The organism is Collinsella aerofaciens (genome assembly GCF_015553355.1).
In the GTDB taxonomy this organism is placed as follows: domain Bacteria; phylum Actinomycetota; class Coriobacteriia; order Coriobacteriales; family Coriobacteriaceae; genus Collinsella; species Collinsella aerofaciens_V.
Window position 1 is genome coordinate 21,088 of record NZ_JADNGN010000011.1, and the last position, 15,824, is coordinate 36,911.

Sequence of the window (15,824 nt, forward strand, 5' to 3'; positions counted from 1 at the left end):
AGAGCTCCGTCTACGAACGGCGGATAACCTCGGTCACGACCTCGGATACCGTGGCAATGTTCGTCGGGTTGACATTGTGGGGCAGGTCGTCCTCGGTACGAGCGCAAGCCAGACGCGTGCCGTCCACGCCAGCGATGGTGAGGGCTCGGCGGCTCGCCTCGAGTGCGGCATAGGCATCGGTCTTGGCATAGGGCATCTCGAGCGCGCCACAATCGACATGGAACGACTTGCACACCTTGCTGACCAAGTTCATGATGCGGCGATCGCCCTTAAGCAGCTGCTGTTCGCCCTCAACCGTCACCACCGAAAGCCTACCGGCGCCGACGGATTCAAGATTGATGAAGAATACGCCGCGGAGCTTATCGCGATGCGAAGCCAAGAAGGCCTTCATACCGGCGTCATCACAATCCGAGGCGCCCGTTGCCACAAACCAGATATCGTGACCGAGCAGCTCATCATCGCCCATAGAGGCGACAGCCGAGAGCATATCTTCGGAAGAAGCGCCATCGGAAGACGTAGCGCCACCCTTCCAGCCATCGTTATCGTCCTCGAAGTTATCCCACGAACCGATACCGCGACCGGACTTCTTGGCATCGTAATCGTCTTCGACGCCCAGCCAGTCACTCATGCTGTCCTGCTCGTTTTTCTTTTTACGACCGAACAGGCCGCCCAGGCCGCGCTTACGAGACTTGGGTGCCGCCGGGGCGGGAGCCGAAATGGTCTCGATCGGCTGGGCGCCCGACGCAACGGGCATAGGAGGCGCAACGGGTGCCGATGTGGGTTCGGGACCCTGGGCAGTAGCAAAGGGGTCGTTGACCTGGGCAGAGGGATCGGGAAGGTCGAACAGAGACGTGCGAGACGCAACGTTTGCCTGCTTCATCGACGGCAGCGACGGATCGGGGACCGAAGCCAGCGGAGACGAGGAAGGTGCAGGCGACGGAGCCGACGCCGGATCGGGAACATTTATCTGCGGACGCGGCGATGCCTGGGAGGAAATCTGGGCCATAAGGGAATCGACCGTTTCGTCCTGGGTGGGAGCGACATTGGCAACCGTGCCACCGGAACCACTCGGGGTCGGCATGGTGAAAATCTGCGTGGAGTAAGGCCTCGACTCATCCGTCTCGGGAGCCTCGGTCACCGCAGGCACTTCCTCCTGCTCGACCTCGGTCGAATCGCCTTGATCGGCTGACGCGTATTGCTCTTCGTCAGAGTTGGCCTCGACGGACTCGCCCTCGGCAGCATCTTGGATTTCGGCAGCATCAATGGGCTCGCCATCGTCTGCCGCGTCGTCCTGTTCATCGGAAGCAGGAAGGGGCTCGGCAATCGCGGTGCCCTGCTTTTCAAACGTTATCGTGGAATCGAACTGCGCGGCATCAAACGACATGGTGCTATCGACGTGCTGCTGAGCCTCGAAAGACGTTGTCGCCTCAACAACATCCGCGGACGTCGGTTGCTGGGACTCAAAGGACGTTGTAGCTTCGGCAGCGTCGACGGGTACGGACTGCATAGCCTCGTTCTGCTCGAACTCTTGCGCCGCGCGCTCACGTGCCGCCTCGGCTGCCTGCTGCTGAGCGATAGCCTCCTGCTCGGCAGCCTCGCGTGCGGCAGCGCGCTTCTCCTCGAAATCGTCGACAAATTTCTTGCCCTTTGCAAGCGCACCCTTAAAGAAGTTGGAAGCGCTGGCGCCAATCGACGAGAACGCGGATGCAATGTCGGCATGGGGCGTTGCCGCGGGAATCTCGGCCGAGAAATCAGTATCGCTCTCGTAAGACACGCGCCTCGGCTGTTCAACGTAATCGTCGTCAGACTCGTCCGCAACGTCTTGCGCCGGCGCGGCGGGAGCCAAAATGTCCAGTCCTGCCGCGGGATCGAACGCGGACACTGCCTCGGGCTCGGCAACGGCAGCGGTAACCGCGGCAGACTCATCATCCACGGTGGCAGCGGGCGCAGGTGCAGTCACGACGGGGGCAGGCTCGGGCTCAAACGTCGGCTCCTCGCCCTCCTCGTAATCGAGCGTGCAGGACTCGGGAAGCATTCCGAGCGCACGGATGGCATCCGAACCAAAGCGGATGTTGCCGGCGGCGTTGCGATAGAGCTTGGGCTCGGGCTCGGCCGCGGCAGGCTCCTCCGCCGGCTCAGCAGCGGGAACCTCGTCATTGAACTCTTCGGCCTGGACAGCCTGATTCTGATCCTCGGGCACGATGGTGCCAATCAGCGTCTCGTCGGCAGACGCGCCCTCAAAGCCCTCGATCTGCTCGTCAAAAGCCTCGCCCTGTTCGGGCTCGGTTTGAGCGTCGGGAGCAATCGGCTGACCGAACTCGTCCTCGGCGTAGGTAGGCTCTTCGTACTCGATGGTGTTGCCGTAGTCGTTTTGCTGCTGGGCCGCGGCATACTCCGCCGCCGCGCGCGCCATTTCCTCGGCACGACGTTTCTGCTCCCCAAAATAGGTATCGAACGGAACATCGTCGGGAAACTCGTTCTCGCCCTGGAAGGGAGCAACGTTGTCCATAACACCGAGCATAGCGGCGACAGAAGACTTGTTGCACACCGCGCCGGACGTATAGGGAAGAATGTGGCGGTTAGAGATGATGTTTGCCGCGTTGGCAAGTGCAACGAGGGAAGCGAGGATCGCGACAATCCACAGCAGAACCTTGAGCGCGCCGGGGAGCGGCAGGATACGCAGGATGGCAACGGCAGCAGGGGCAACCGTGGCAACGGGCAACAGCTTGGCGATGAGCGCACGATACGAAGCATAGGGCTCGCGGGCGAGCAGCTCAGCACGGGGAGAGTCGTAGTGTGCGACAACGACCACCGGGCGGTTGCGCGGAGACGCGAGCGGGCCCGAGGCCTTGTGGTAGGCGATGACATTTTGGCTCACGCCCGTCTTGCCCAGACGCGAAACCACGGGGTGGCCCGTGCGCTCGAGCACGTAAAGAACGGCGCCGACAACGGCCAGCAAGGTGCCGACCAAGCCGATACCGCCGCCGATGCCCATCAGCAGGGCGCCGGCAAACGCAAGAATACCGGTAACGGCAAATGCCAACCTACCGGGCGCCGGGGCATTGAACTCCTGAACCTCGGGATCAAAGCCGTGGTTGCGGAAGATCTGAGCGATATCCTCGGCAGCCAAGCGCTCTTCTTCGCTGCATGCCGGCGTAATGCCGGTGTTCTGCAGCAGGTGGTTAATATAGTTCTGGGTGTTCGCCATGTGCGCTCCACATCCATAATCCGACAAATAGGCCCAATGCATGCACATTAGAACCGTATATAGTCGAAAGTATACCCCGAGCGAGCGCAAACGACCGAATTCGGGCCATCTTAACGCCCCGAGCGGACAAGGATATAGCCTAATCTCCATATCGGACTAAAATCATGGCAGCAAACCACCTTCTCATGCGAGGACTCTATGACGGCAAGCGACGCGACCGCGACAATTAAAAAGGGAAGTTCGGAGCCCGGTTTCGATAAAACGGCTCAGCGCATCCTCAATCTTTTCTTTGTGCTCAACAGCTCCCCCGAACCGCTGACGACCGAGCAGATCGTCTTGGATTCTGACCTGGGATATGGCTCGGGCAACATCGACTCGGATAAGCGCAAGTTTCGGCGCGATCGTGACAAACTGCTCGAGCGTGGCATCTTAATCAAGGAAGTTCGCCCCGCCGGTGCGCAGGAGACCGAGGAAAGCTCGTGGACAATCGACCGCGAGCACACGTTTGCAGCAGGTGGCCTCATCACCGCAGACGACGCCGACATCCTACTCAACGCCATCGACCAGACGCTAGCGGCCGGCTCTTCCACCTTTGCCGCGCCGCTTGCCGATATTCGCTCCAAAATTGCCTACCTCACCGGCATGTCGGCGGTGGACGAAGCACCGATCCGCCGCTCTCCCACCGTCGATGCGGTATGGAGCGCCTTTGCCGAGCGATGCGCGCTGCGATTTTTATATCAGAACGGACGCGGCGAGCAGAAAGAACGTACCGTCTGTGTCTACGGCATGTTCGAACGCGAGGGCGTGGCGTACTTCTGCGGCCTCGACAATGTCACCGACGACATCAGGACATTCCGCTGCGACCGTATCGTTCGCGCATGGCGTCCTTCGAAGGCCTACGCCATCCCTGCGGACTTCAATCTCAACGACTATCTGTTCTTTGAATTCGATTTCGCCGACCGACCGCCCGTTGCAGCCACGTTCTCGTTCGCCCCTCAGACGCAGATCGATATGATCAACGGCCTCACGCGCGGGCGAGGTGAGCTCACACACACCGATGCGGGATGGATCTGGACCGTTGACGTGCGCGACCTTGAAGCCGCCGCCTCATTTTGCATGGCCCACGCCATGGACGGCATGAGGCCCATGGCCCCCAAATCGCTCAAGCAGGCGTGGAACCACCTCATAGAAAGGACGGTGCACGAGCATGCCCGTGCGTAAACTCACCAGCGAGCAGAGACTCTCGCGCGCCATCGACATCATGGAGGCCCTCTACGCCGCCGGCGATGGCGGCATGACACGAACCGAGATTTGCAGCCGCTTTGACATCACGGGGGCGTCGCTCGACGAGATTCTCGAGATCGTCTCGACGCTCGCGGACCGAGAATCGGGCGCGCGCATCATCTGCGAATGCCGCGGCGAGCGCGTGGCCCTCACTGGTGACGCCGGGCGCGTGCTACCGTTGCGCCTGAGTGCCGCCGAGGGCGCCGTGCTCAACCATGAACTTGAATCGTTGGGGATCGAGCCGCAGACGGCAGCTCGGATTCGACATGCCCTTCTGCCCGAAGAGCTCGGCTATAACCAGCGCGTCTTTGACACCGTCAACCACGGGTCGCACTGGCAGCAGCTGAGCTGCGCCATTCAGGACGGTGTTCGTTGCCGCATCTCCTATCGCTCGATGGACGATGCGCGGCCACGCGAGCGTCTGGTCGACCCCTTGCGCATTACGGCAAACGGCGACCAAACATACCTGATTGCCTGGGACATCGCGATCGATGAGCAGCGCACCTATCGCATGGATAAAATCGAGGGACTCACCTTGACGGAAGACTCCGTCGTGCCTCACACACCGGGCGTCGCATCCCTCCACGATTCCCTTGCCCGGACGCAGCGTAGCGCAAAGCTCTTGATGCCATTCGATATGGCGGAGCATCTGGACTGGGCCGGCATCACCCTAATCGAGCGCAGCGGGGCAGACATGGCAACGGTAACCGTGCATTACGGCTCCGAGCGTTGGCTACTGAGCCAGGTAATCGCAGCGGGCGGAGCCATCCGCATCTTGGATGACCCCGCCCTGTCAAAGCGTCTGTGCGATATGGCAAAAACCCTCGTCTGTCCGCTTTAGCGCCGCCGCTCGTGACGTGCGCGCCACAGTTGCAGATAGTGACCGATCTGCGCCGATTCGATGCGCTGGTAGGAGCTCGTGGGCAGCGACGTTAAGAACTTCTTTCCGTAGCCCTTCGTCACCAGGCGCGGGTCGGCCAGAATCAGCACGCCGCAATCGGTCGACGAGCGGATAAGGCGGCCGGCCGCCTGCTTAACCTCGAGCACCGCCTCGGGCAGCGAATAGCGCGCCCAAGCGCGGTCTTCGCGCAGGTTGCGCTCGCACGAGAGCGGGTCCGTGGGGCTCGAGAACGGCAGCTTGGGAATGATGACGCAACGCAGCGTCTCGCCGCTGGCGTCAAACCCCTCCCAGAAGGCCTTAAGCGCAAAAAGCGACGAGGTCGGCTCGTTGATAAACCGGTCGCGCAGGCGACGAGGAGATGAGTTGCGCTGCTGGCAGTCGAGCTCCAGACCCGCACGGGCCATCTTGGGCTCAACGCGGGCGTACAGGTCTTCCATGTCGCGCCGATTGGTGAACAGTGTGAGCACCGATCCGCCCATGGCAAGATGGGCGTCGACCAGCACGCGCTCGAGCGCCGTAAGATAGCTCTCGCGATCGCGCGGATCGGGGATATCGCCCGCAACGACTACAGCCATGTTCGAATCGAAGTCGTAGCTCGAGTCCAAGTGCAGCGATGAGGATGTTGAAGCACCGATGCGATCGAGGCCGACCGCATGGTTAAAGTGTTCAAAGCTTTTGGACACCGTCATAGTCGCCGAGGCAAAGATAGCCGTGTGAACCTCGGGCAGCCACTCGGTTGCCAAGGCCTCGCCAATGTCGATGCGCTCTGCGGTCATCGACTCTCCGCCGGCACGCAGCCTGCGATTGACCTGCAGCGAATACACGTAGTGTTCATCGGTGCCGTCGATGATGAGTTTGAGGTTCTCGGCCAGCTCGTGCAGGCGACGCGAGATATCACCCAGGTCGACAACAACCTCGGGCTTGTCGGCGGCGACGGCTTGCACCAGCGCGTCGACTCTCTTGTCTGCCTGTTCCAATGCGTCGATGGCAGTGTAGGCCGACTGTAAGAAATCATGCCAGTCGTCAGATTCGCGCAACTCGGGGCCAATCCATAGATTGGCATTGTCATAACCCCCACGGGCACGGCGACCGAGCTCGCGAACGCCATCGAACACGTCGGCGATTGCCATGCTCGCGCGCGCAACCGTCGACGTCGCCTTGGCAGTAAGGCCCAGGTAGAGCGTAGAGCCCTCGGAGGTTGCCAAATCACGGGAAACCTGGCTTAGCGCGCCGGTGCTCGAGCCACCCAGGCGCTCAAACAGAACGCGTGATTCGTCCGCCGACACCACGCGCGCCCACTGACGGCGCGCCTCGCGCTCGATGGAATGGGCCTCGTCGATTACCCAATGACGAATCGGAGGTAAAATCCTGCCCTCGGCCGCGACATTGCGGAACAGCAGGGAATGGTTGGTGACCACCACATCGGCATGCGCCGCACGACGGCGAGCGCCGTGGACCAAACATTTATCAGGGAAAAACGGGCAGAGGCGACGAGCACACTCGCGCGAGGCCGTCGTAAAGTCGGGGCGGTTGACGCTGCGCCACCGAATGCCGAGCGAGTCGAGGTCGCCATCGGCTGATTGGCAGACGTACGCCATAATGACCGCGACCGCCGTGAGCGTGTCCGCCGGGTCGCGCTTGGTGGTAATCTCGACCTGGCCTCGGCTCATGCGCTCAAGCTTGCGCAGGCACGGATAGTGGTCATAGCCCTTGAGAGCGCAAAATGACAGACCACCGTCCAGTTGCTCGGCAAGTTTTGGCAGCTCATGGTACATGAGTTGGTCGGCAAGATTGTTCGATTTGGTCGCAATACCAACCGTGATGTTGTTACGGCGCGCTGCCTCGGCAAAAGGCACCAGATAGGCCATCGATTTGCCGACGCCCGTGCCCGCCTCAATTACACGATGAGTGCCCGCGACCAGCGCATCGCGGACCTCGAGCGCCATCGCGATCTGCTCATCACGCGGCTCGTAGGTGGGATACATGCGATTGACCAGGCCACCCGGCGCGTAGTCTGCCTCAATCTCCTCACGACTCGGCATCTTGAGGACCGGCAGTTCTTCGGCGTCCACCCGATCGTCGGCGCGATCGGCCTTGAGAACGTCAGCACGAGCGGCGCTGAGAGAGAAGATAGAACCAGGGTTCTGCCCCGCCAAGAATGAGAAGATAGGACGATAGGACCAAGGCACGTCCGGATGCATGTCGGCTAGGCGCGCCATGAGGCCCTGAGGCAAGTCGGTGAGCGCCACGAGCAACACGCGCCATACGCCACACAGGGCGTCGACGTCGGCATTGGCACGGTGTGATACCGAGTCACAGGCAAACAGATCGGCCATAAAAGACAGCTTGTGCGAGGCCAGGCGCGGAAGCGCGATGCGCGACAGCGCCAGCGAATCGATCCAAATATCGCTCACGTTGACGCCGCCTTTGACCGACTCGATAAACGAGCGGTCGAACGTGGCGTTATGTGCGATCACCGGGCAACCACCGACAAAATCAGCGAGAGCAGCGACGGCCTTAACGGCCGACGGGGCATCTGCCACATCGGCATTTGTAATGCTCGTGAGCTCGGTAATCTCGGCGGGAATCAGCTGTTTGGGATGCACGAAGGTATCGAAGCGGTCGACGACCTCGCGGCCCGAAAGGCGGGCCGCCGAGATCTCGATCAGCTCATTGTCCTGCACCGAAAGACCCGTGGTCTCGGTATCGAGGACGATCACATCTTCCTCGATAAGGCCGAAGGACTGTGTTTTGGCGCGCTCGGCAAGCGTGGCATAGGAGTCGATGACAAACTGCGGCGTTCCTGACGAAACCGCGTCCTCGATTAGCATGCAATGCCCGCTCGACGAAGGCCCATACGGATCAGGCTGTCACAGACCTGCGGGAACGTCATGTCGTCGGTGTGGCGAATCTCATCCGGATACAGCGACGTATCGGTCATGCCGGGAATGGTATTGGTCTCGAGGATGACGGGGCCGTCCTCACTCACAATAAAGTCGCTGCGCGAGATACCCAGGCAACCGAGGGCCTTGTGAGCAGCGCAGGCAAGCTCCTGAGCGCGAGTGTAATTCTCGGGTGAAATCTGCGCCGGAATGCGATGGATGTCCGTAGGGTCGACATACTTCACGTCCAGATCGTAGAACTCGCAGTCCTTGGGCTTACGAATCTCGACAATCGGCAGAGCGCGCACGTCGTCCTCGCCGTACACGCCGACGGTGATCTCAGTACCCTCGATGCACTTCTCGACCAGCACTTTGTCGCCGTACTCAAACGCCTTGGCGATTGCCGCGGGCAGCTCGGAGGGCTCATGGACCAGGGAAATGCCATAGCTGGAACCGTTGACGGCCGGCTTCACAAAGCAGCGCTCGCCACAAACCTCGACGATATGATCGATATCGACTTCATCGCCCACCTCGAGCGCGAGGCCGGGGGCAATGGGGATGCCCGCCTTGGCGTACAAGAGCTTAGAGACCTCCTTGTCGGCACCGCAGGCGCTGGCAAGCACGCCCGAGGCCGTGTAGGGGATACCCAGGGTCTCCATGGCGCCCTGCATGGCACCATCCTCGCCGCCGGCTCCGTGCATGGCGATAAACGCCACGTCAAAGCCCCCGGTTGCCATGGTTACCATAAAGTCATCAGCGGCCGTATCGAGCAGCTCCACCGAAGTGTAGCCGGCCTCCTTCAAGGCAACCACGACGTTCTTTCCCGAATTGAGCGAGATCTCGCGCTCAGCGGAATGACCGCCCGCCAAGACCGCTACGTGCATGTTCTCTAGGCTTTTACCCGGCATGGGCAGACTCCTCCTCTATAATTTCTGCAGCTGATACCATATTGTAGCGATACCCTCTACGTTTCCCCAAAATCGAAAGGCTTCCATGAATCCCAGGACTAAATCTCAGGACATTCGCGACTTGAGCCAAAACGATATTCGCGAGCTCGTGGCCGAGCTTGGCCAGCCCGCCTTCCGCGCGAAGCAGCTCATCGAATGGGTCTTTGAGAAGAACGTTTGTTCGTTTGACGATATGACCAACCTTCCCAAGGCTTTCCGCGAGCAGCTTAAAGAGGCTTTTGCCTTTGACACGCCAACTGAACTCACCAAGCAGGTTTCCAAAGATGGCTCTCGCAAGTATTTGCTCGAGTACCACGACGGCGTTTCCGTCGAGACCGTCGGCATGCCCCGTCGTAACAAGCTTTCCGTCTGCGTTTCCACCCAGGCAGGCTGTGGCATGGGCTGTGCCTTTTGCGCTACCGGTCTCAACGGCCTCAAGCGCTCTCTGACCGCTCAAGAGATCGTCGACCAGGTACTTCATGTATCCAACGACTTTGGCGAGCGCGCCACGAGCGTTGTCTTCATGGGCCAGGGCGAGCCGTTTGCCAACTACGACGAGGTTCTCAAGGCGCTGCGAATCCTCAACGACCCCGATGGCATCGGTATCGGCGCTCGTCACCTCACCGTCTCTACCAGCGGCGTTATTCCCGGTATTCGCAAATTTGCCGACATCCCCGAGCAGTTCACGCTTGCCGTTTCCCTGCATTCCGCCATCCAGTCGACGCGCAATAAGCTCATGCCCGGTGTTAAGAAGTACACGCTGCTTCGCCTTCACGAAGCGCTTCAGCTCTACACCGAGAAGACCGGCCGCCGCCCAACCTATGAGTATGCCATGATCGAAGGCGTCAACGATACGAATCCGGAAATGCAGGCGCTCTGCGACTTCTGCGAGGGAACGCTGTGCCACGTTAACCTCATTCAGCTTAACGACATCGAGGGTAGCCCGCTCAAGCCGTCGCCGATTCATAAGGTTGAGGATCTTCAGCGTCGCCTTGAGTCCCGTGGCATCGAGACAACGATTCGTAACTCCCGTGGTAACGATATTGACGCCGCTTGCGGACAGCTGAAGCAGCGCTTCAAAGTTCAGAAGAACGCATAGGGGAGTCGCACCCCAAAACGTTTCATGTTAAACATCGAACGACCCCGGTTGCAGGATATGCAACCGGGGTCGTTTCATTTATTGACCTTAATTTTGATTCAGCTGCTACTGGTCCCATTTTTACGGCCAAAATAAGGGGTCCTTGTCTCGTGAATCAGACAAGGACCCATCACAATATGCTAAGTAATTGTTAGGTACCTAATAGCCTACATTTTCCCATTGGTTGCTGACCCAACCCTGATTAATCTTGGGATTCTTCGTTACCTGAGCAGTACGCATTGCAACATCTTCTGTCATAACATCCATTTTCTTCTTGGATGTATCGACAATATCTTGCGCACTACGAAGCAAACGACCTCGAAGTTCATCGTCTGTCGCGATCTTATAGCCAGCAAAGGCACCAGCCGCGACAGTCGTCGCCAATGCAATCGCAGTTAAAATTCTATTCCTCATCTTGGCCTCCTTGATCAAACTGAATCATTTCGCCAAGAATACGAGAGAGCTCTTCCTCGTCTTTAAACTCAATCTCAATCTTATTCTTTCCACGCGAGCTCTTCACACGCACGTTGGTATTAAAAACCTGACGAAGCACGCGGGCTGCCTTTTTAAAAGACTGAGGGGTTGCAGGCCTCGGCGTCTTAGGTGTCTCTCCGGCAGAAAACAACGGAGCAAGATTTTCTGTCGCTCTTACGGAAAGGCCCTCTGCAACAACCTTCTCTGCAAGTCGAATTCGAGCATCCTCATAGGGAACTGCAAGAATCGCACGTGCATGACCAGCAGTAAGTTTACCCTCAAAAATCATCTGCTGAACTACTTCGGGGAGATCGAGAAGACGCAGCGAGTTTGTAATTGCAGAGCGTGACTTGCTTACTGCCTTCGACAATGCCTCCTGTGTCATACCGCTGGCATCGATGAGCTGTCGATAGCCCTTAGCCTCTTCGACGGGATTCAGATCTGAACGTTGAAGGTTTTCGATAAGAGCAAGAGCCAGCATCTCTTCATCATTTACCTCTTTAATGATGACTGGCAATTCTTCAAGGCCAGCAAGCTTTGACGCCTGGTAACGACGCTCACCAGCGATGATCTCATAGCCGTTTCCATGCTTGCGAACCAAAAGCGGCTGCAAAACGCCATGTTCTTGGATTGACTCGCTCAACTCGCGAAGTTCAGTTTCGTTAAAGTGAATTCGCGGCTGATTAGGGTTGGGAACGATATCCTCAATAGGTAGTTTTGTTTCAGATGCAGCATTTGAAGCCGATGCAGCCGAACCGCCGGTCTCATACTCGGCCTCTGAGACCAAAGCATTCAGTCCACGTCCCAATCCGCCACGTTTCTTTACACTAGGCACGCTTGATCACCTCTTTTGCAAGGTTCATATATGCTTTTGCACCCTTATTTTGAGGTGCATAGGTAATTACTGGTTCTCCAAAAGACGGAGCTTCGGAGATTTTAACCGTACGGGGGATTAGCGTCTTAAACGCCTTATCACCAAAGTACGATTGAACCTCCTCAACAACCTGATTCGATAGTGAAGTACGCGAGTCATACATGGTCATAAGCACACCATAGGTGTCTAAGCCCTTGTTCAGCCTTGATTTGACCATCTTCATTGACTCAAGCAGCTTCGTAACACCCTCGAGTGCGTAATATTCGCACTGGATCGGAATCAAAACGCTGTCTGCTGCGGTCAAAGCGTTGATAGTAAGCAGGCCGAGCGAAGGAGGACAGTCAATGAAAATAAAATCGAACTCGTCCTGAATCGGCTCAAGCAAATCTTTGAGGCGGGTTTCACGTGCAATTGCGCTTACGAGCTCAATTTCGGCGCCTGCAAGCTGAATTGTAGCTGGAATTACGAATACCTTTTTGCAATTTGTATCAAGAACAAGTGATTCTGCCGGCACATCATTCAACAATGCATCATAGATGCAGTGATCAAGGTCTTCTTTTTCAATTCCGAATCCACTGGTGCTGTTTCCCTGCGGATCAAAATCGACAATCAGTGTCTTACGACCCTGCTCACCCAGTGCTGCTGCAAGGTTTACAGCCGTCGTTGACTTACCGACGCCGCCTTTTTGATTGATGATTGCAATGATACGCGTGTCTTTTGCGCTCTTAGAACGCTTAACGTCGCGAAATCCCACGGTCCCTCCTGGTGTGTATTAAAGCTGTCAAACGGAGGATGTTTCACGTGAAACATTCCGAATCGATATCAACCGCCATGTTTCACGTGAAACACTGCAAGTTGTTAGTATCCATTATGTTTCACGTGAAACATCTAGGCAAGCGGATTCTTCTTTGCCACGCCATTTGCACGAGGCAATGAGACAGATGCTGGATGACTCTTCTTAAGAACAATGAACTCCCTGTGACCCAAGCCTTCAGGCAAATCAATTGCGTCATTCAGAAGCAAAGTGAAGCCGCAAATCTTAGCTGCTGACATGCCGGAAGCAAGCTCCTCATCCGAAGGATTGCCCTTGGTTATAACAAATAGCCCTCCATCCTTCAGATACGGAGCCGCATACTCAACAAGAATCGGTAGAGGGGCCAGTGCGCGGGCGGTTACAACAGAGAACTGCTTCTTATGGCTTCGAGCATATTCTTCAAGACGATCATGAACCGCATGAGCATGTTTCAATCCAAGAGCATGGACAAAGGAATTAACCGCATCAACCTTCTTGCCAACAGAGTCAATATAAGTAGCTTTACGATGCGTGGTTATGGTTAATGGAATACCAGGGAAGCCCGCACCTGTTCCCATATCGAGCAAAGCTCCCTCAGGAGCCTTGTTGATATAGGGGAGCAAAACAAGTGAGTCGAGGATATGAAGTACTGCAGCATCTTCTACGTTAAGAATACGGGTGAGATTGGTTGTCTTATTTGTTTCCAGAACCAAATCCAAATGCTGAATACATTTCCTCAGCTCAACATCAGTTACGCTCAAGGAATACTCTTTGCAATAGGAAGTTAGACGACTCAACATCTCGTCAGCCTGCTGATCAGTAAGTACTAACAACGAAAGCTCCTTTCTGACAAAAATCAGTGTATCGAGAACTTTTGACAAAAAAAGAGGACGTGGAAACCACGTCCCCTTAGCATAAGCTCGAGAAGATTATCGAGCAACAATCACCACATGGCGATCAGGGTCAGAACCCTCAGAATGAGTATCGACGGCATCATTGCCACGAAGCGCAATGTGAACCAGTCGACGCTCGTAGGCATTCATGGGCGGAAGCGAAACACTCTTATGAGTGCGGATGGCACGCTCGGCAGCAGACTGAGCCATGGAAGCAACCTTGTCCTGACGGCGACTCTTGTATCCCTCTACGTCCACTACAACCGGATACCTAAAGCCAAGTTTGCGGCTCACCAGCAAAGAGAACATAACCTGAAGGGCATCAAGGGTGCGACCATGACGGCCAATGAGAACAGCAAGGTCGGGAGCCGTTACATCCAAAATCAGCTCACCCTCGTCGCCCTCATACTCATCGATAGGAGAGTTGGCGGCATCGAAGTGCGAAAGGATGGAACGCAGGATGGAAATCGCAACATCGGCAATGGTGTCGAGCTCCTCATCGGTCAGCTCTTCACCAGCCTTGTAGCGCTGTGCAATCTCGGGATAATCGCCCGCGACCTGCGGGGCAACCTCCTCAAGCATATCCTCGATGATCTCTTCAGACATAACGTACTCCAAAAGTTAGGTACCTAAATAAGATTGATATCCCACTACTTCTTCTTGTGCGGGCGCGGCTTCTTCTCTCGACGAGTGACCTCAACCTGCAGCGGAGCGTTCTTAAGACGCTCCTCCTCATCGGCCTTCGCCTTGTCGATGACCTTCTGCGTCACAAAAATCTGCTGGATAACCTGCCAAGCAGACGAGACGTCGTAGTACAGCAGAACACCAACGGGAAGGCTCCAGCCCATCCAAAGCATCATGACCGTCATGACAACGGCCATCATACGCATGCTCTGAGCCTGCTGGCCGGTCTGGTTGCGCGACATATAGAGCTGCGGAATCAAGGTCAGGACGGCAAACAGAATCAGGCAAACCAGCGCGGGCAGTGCAACCATAAAGCCATCGGCAAAGGAAGCGCTCGGCGTGGTGGTCAGGTCGGGCAGGATGTTGAAGAACGAGAACGTGCCGTCGTTAAAGTACTGCGGCAGGTTGCGCAGCAATGTAAACAGGGCGAACAGGATAGGCATCTGAATCAGCAGCGGCAGACAGCCAGCCATGGGGTTGAACTTGTTCTCGCTGTAGAACTTCTGCATCTCCTCGGCCTGACGCTGGGGATCGTCGGCATAGCGCTCCTGGATCTCGAGCATCTTGGGCTGCAGCACCTGCATGCGAGCCGTCGACTTGGTCGACTTGAGCATGAGCGGCGTCAGCAGCAGACGGATGATGACCACCAGGATGATGATGGACAGGCCCCAGTCGACCGCAAAGGTCTGGATGAGCTTGAGCAGCTCGAAAAGGATGTTAACGATCCAATCCCACATGTAAGTTTTCCTCCGATAGCGAGTGCCCGCTAGGGCACAGGGTCATAACCGCCGACGTGCAGGGGATTGCAGCGAGCGATGCGCCTCACGGCAAGCCAGCAGCCTCTCAAAACACCGTGCTTCTCAATCGCCTGGATGGCGTATTGCGAGCACGTTGGGTAATAAATGCAGGCGTCAGGCAATAAGGGCGAAATAACCTTTTGATATATGCGAATAGGAGCGATGGCAACACGTCGCAAAACGTGATTGCTCATCGCTCCTCCCCGGCAACGCCGGCGCGCTTCATAAGCGAACGCAACGCCTTGTCCATCTCCTGCGGCGAGGAAACCCTCGTCTTGGGAGCTGCAAACAAGATGATGTCATAACCCGCAACGGGAAATCCGCAGCTGCGGGCGGCCTCGCGCATCACACGCTTAGATCGGTTGCGCACGACGGCACAACCGAGTCGCTTAGCACCAACGAAGGCGACCCTTCCGGAGTCGCCTTCGCCAACCGATTCACATATGGTCATTCGAATCAGAGGGTGATTGAAACGACGCCCCTGACTGAACACATGCTCGAAATCTTGCCGAGACTTAATAGTCTTCATGCGAGATGTGTGTATCGCTGCTAGACAGTGAGACGCTTGCGGCCCTTGGCGCGACGACGGGCGAGCACGGCACGACCACCCTTAGTGGCCATACGGGCACGGAAGCCATGGGTCTTGGCACGCTTACGCTTATTAGGCTGATACGTACGCTTCATCTTAAGTTCCTCCTGCTGCATTTCGAGTGTCCGCGGGGACGCGGACGCAGATATAGACACGTGAGCTTGAAGATTGTAGGGAAATCAATGTTCAAATGTCAAGAAATCAAAGGTAAAAGGTTGCGCAGTTCACACGGTTCCCCCATAAGCACAACCGAAATTTGCGCCTCATGGCAACCTTTCACGATATTTCATCGAGTTTTCAACAGGTCATGTTGGCAATGTTGAGAACTTTTCACCCGTTTTCCAAAGTTTTCAACAAGTT

General features: G+C 56.9%; 15 protein-coding genes. 3 read left to right on the forward strand and 12 right to left on the reverse strand.

The features are described from left to right. Positions 1–10: 10 nt before the first annotated feature. Positions 11–3,208 (reverse strand): prolipoprotein diacylglyceryl transferase, encoded by a 3,198-nt coding sequence (locus tag I2D57_RS04265; RefSeq protein WP_195361604.1) that lies wholly within the window; start codon positions 3,206–3,208, stop codon positions 11–13. 198 nt (positions 3,209–3,406) lie between these two features. Between I2D57_RS04265 and I2D57_RS04270 the strand changes: the two genes are divergently transcribed. Next, positions 3,407–4,429: a helix-turn-helix transcriptional regulator gene (locus tag I2D57_RS04270; protein ID WP_195361605.1), complete on the forward strand. Its 1,023-nt coding sequence runs from the start codon at positions 3,407–3,409 to the stop codon at positions 4,427–4,429. After that, complete coding sequence (locus tag I2D57_RS04275) at positions 4,416–5,333, forward strand: helix-turn-helix transcriptional regulator (RefSeq protein ID WP_138374272.1); 918 nt, start codon at positions 4,416–4,418, stop codon at positions 5,331–5,333. Before I2D57_RS04270 ends, I2D57_RS04275 begins: the two co-directional genes overlap by 14 nt. Here the strand turns inward: I2D57_RS04275 and I2D57_RS04280 are convergent. Together I2D57_RS04280 and I2D57_RS04285 are read right to left on the reverse strand one after the other, a co-directional pair. After that, a complete protein-coding gene (locus tag I2D57_RS04280; RefSeq protein WP_195361606.1) occupies positions 5,330–8,224 on the reverse strand; it encodes a helicase C-terminal domain-containing protein in 2,895 nt (964 codons plus the stop codon). The two genes, I2D57_RS04275 and I2D57_RS04280, sit on opposite strands and share 4 nt — an antisense overlap. After that, positions 8,218–9,183, reverse strand: a complete 966-nt coding sequence (locus I2D57_RS04285; protein WP_195232624.1) for a D-alanine--D-alanine ligase family protein — start codon at positions 9,181–9,183, stop codon at positions 8,218–8,220. Before I2D57_RS04285 ends, I2D57_RS04280 begins: the two co-directional genes overlap by 7 nt. 85 nt (positions 9,184–9,268) lie before the next feature. Between I2D57_RS04285 and rlmN the strand changes: the two genes are divergently transcribed. Then, positions 9,269–10,321, forward strand: a complete 1,053-nt coding sequence (gene rlmN / locus I2D57_RS04290; RefSeq protein WP_055287295.1) for a 23S rRNA (adenine(2503)-C(2))-methyltransferase RlmN — start codon at positions 9,269–9,271, stop codon at positions 10,319–10,321. A gap of 198 nt (positions 10,322–10,519) precedes the next feature. On the opposite strand, the gene I2D57_RS04295 is transcribed toward rlmN, so the two are convergent. The 9 genes from I2D57_RS04295 to rpmH all read right to left on the reverse strand — a co-directional run bounded on the left by I2D57_RS04295 (position 10,520) and on the right by rpmH (position 15,559). After that, a complete protein-coding gene (locus tag I2D57_RS04295) occupies positions 10,520–10,774 on the reverse strand; it encodes a hypothetical protein (protein ID WP_149926478.1) in 255 nt (84 codons plus the stop codon). Next, positions 10,764–11,669, reverse strand: coding sequence for a ParB/RepB/Spo0J family partition protein (locus I2D57_RS04300; protein ID WP_195361607.1), 906 nt, complete (start codon positions 11,667–11,669; stop codon positions 10,764–10,766). The genes I2D57_RS04295 and I2D57_RS04300 overlap by 11 nt, the downstream gene beginning before the upstream one ends. After that, complete coding sequence (locus I2D57_RS04305) at positions 11,662–12,462, reverse strand: ParA family protein (RefSeq protein ID WP_022093800.1); 801 nt, start codon at positions 12,460–12,462, stop codon at positions 11,662–11,664. Before I2D57_RS04305 ends, I2D57_RS04300 begins: the two co-directional genes overlap by 8 nt. Before the next feature lie 134 nt (positions 12,463–12,596). Beyond that, positions 12,597–13,334 carry a 16S rRNA (guanine(527)-N(7))-methyltransferase RsmG gene (rsmG, locus tag I2D57_RS04310; RefSeq protein WP_229055626.1) on the reverse strand — a complete coding sequence of 246 codons (738 nt, stop codon included), beginning with the start codon at positions 13,332–13,334 and terminating at the stop codon, positions 12,597–12,599. Between the two features lie 96 nt (positions 13,335–13,430). Beyond that, positions 13,431–14,000, reverse strand: coding sequence for a Jag family protein (locus tag I2D57_RS04315; protein WP_022093802.1), 570 nt, complete (start codon positions 13,998–14,000; stop codon positions 13,431–13,433). A gap of 44 nt (positions 14,001–14,044) precedes the next feature. Then, complete coding sequence (locus I2D57_RS04320) at positions 14,045–14,815, reverse strand: YidC/Oxa1 family membrane protein insertase (protein WP_006236192.1); 771 nt, start codon at positions 14,813–14,815, stop codon at positions 14,045–14,047. Between the two features lie 29 nt (positions 14,816–14,844). After that, positions 14,845–15,069, reverse strand: a complete 225-nt coding sequence (gene yidD, locus I2D57_RS04325; RefSeq protein ID WP_195361609.1) for a membrane protein insertion efficiency factor YidD — start codon at positions 15,067–15,069, stop codon at positions 14,845–14,847. Next, complete coding sequence (gene rnpA / locus I2D57_RS04330) at positions 15,066–15,404, reverse strand: ribonuclease P protein component (RefSeq protein WP_195361610.1); 339 nt, start codon at positions 15,402–15,404, stop codon at positions 15,066–15,068. Before rnpA ends, yidD begins: the two co-directional genes overlap by 4 nt. A 20-nt stretch (positions 15,405–15,424) precedes the next feature. Beyond that, a complete protein-coding gene (gene rpmH / locus I2D57_RS04335; RefSeq protein ID WP_019127408.1) occupies positions 15,425–15,559 on the reverse strand; it encodes a 50S ribosomal protein L34 in 135 nt (44 codons plus the stop codon). Positions 15,560–15,824 lie beyond the last annotated feature (265 nt).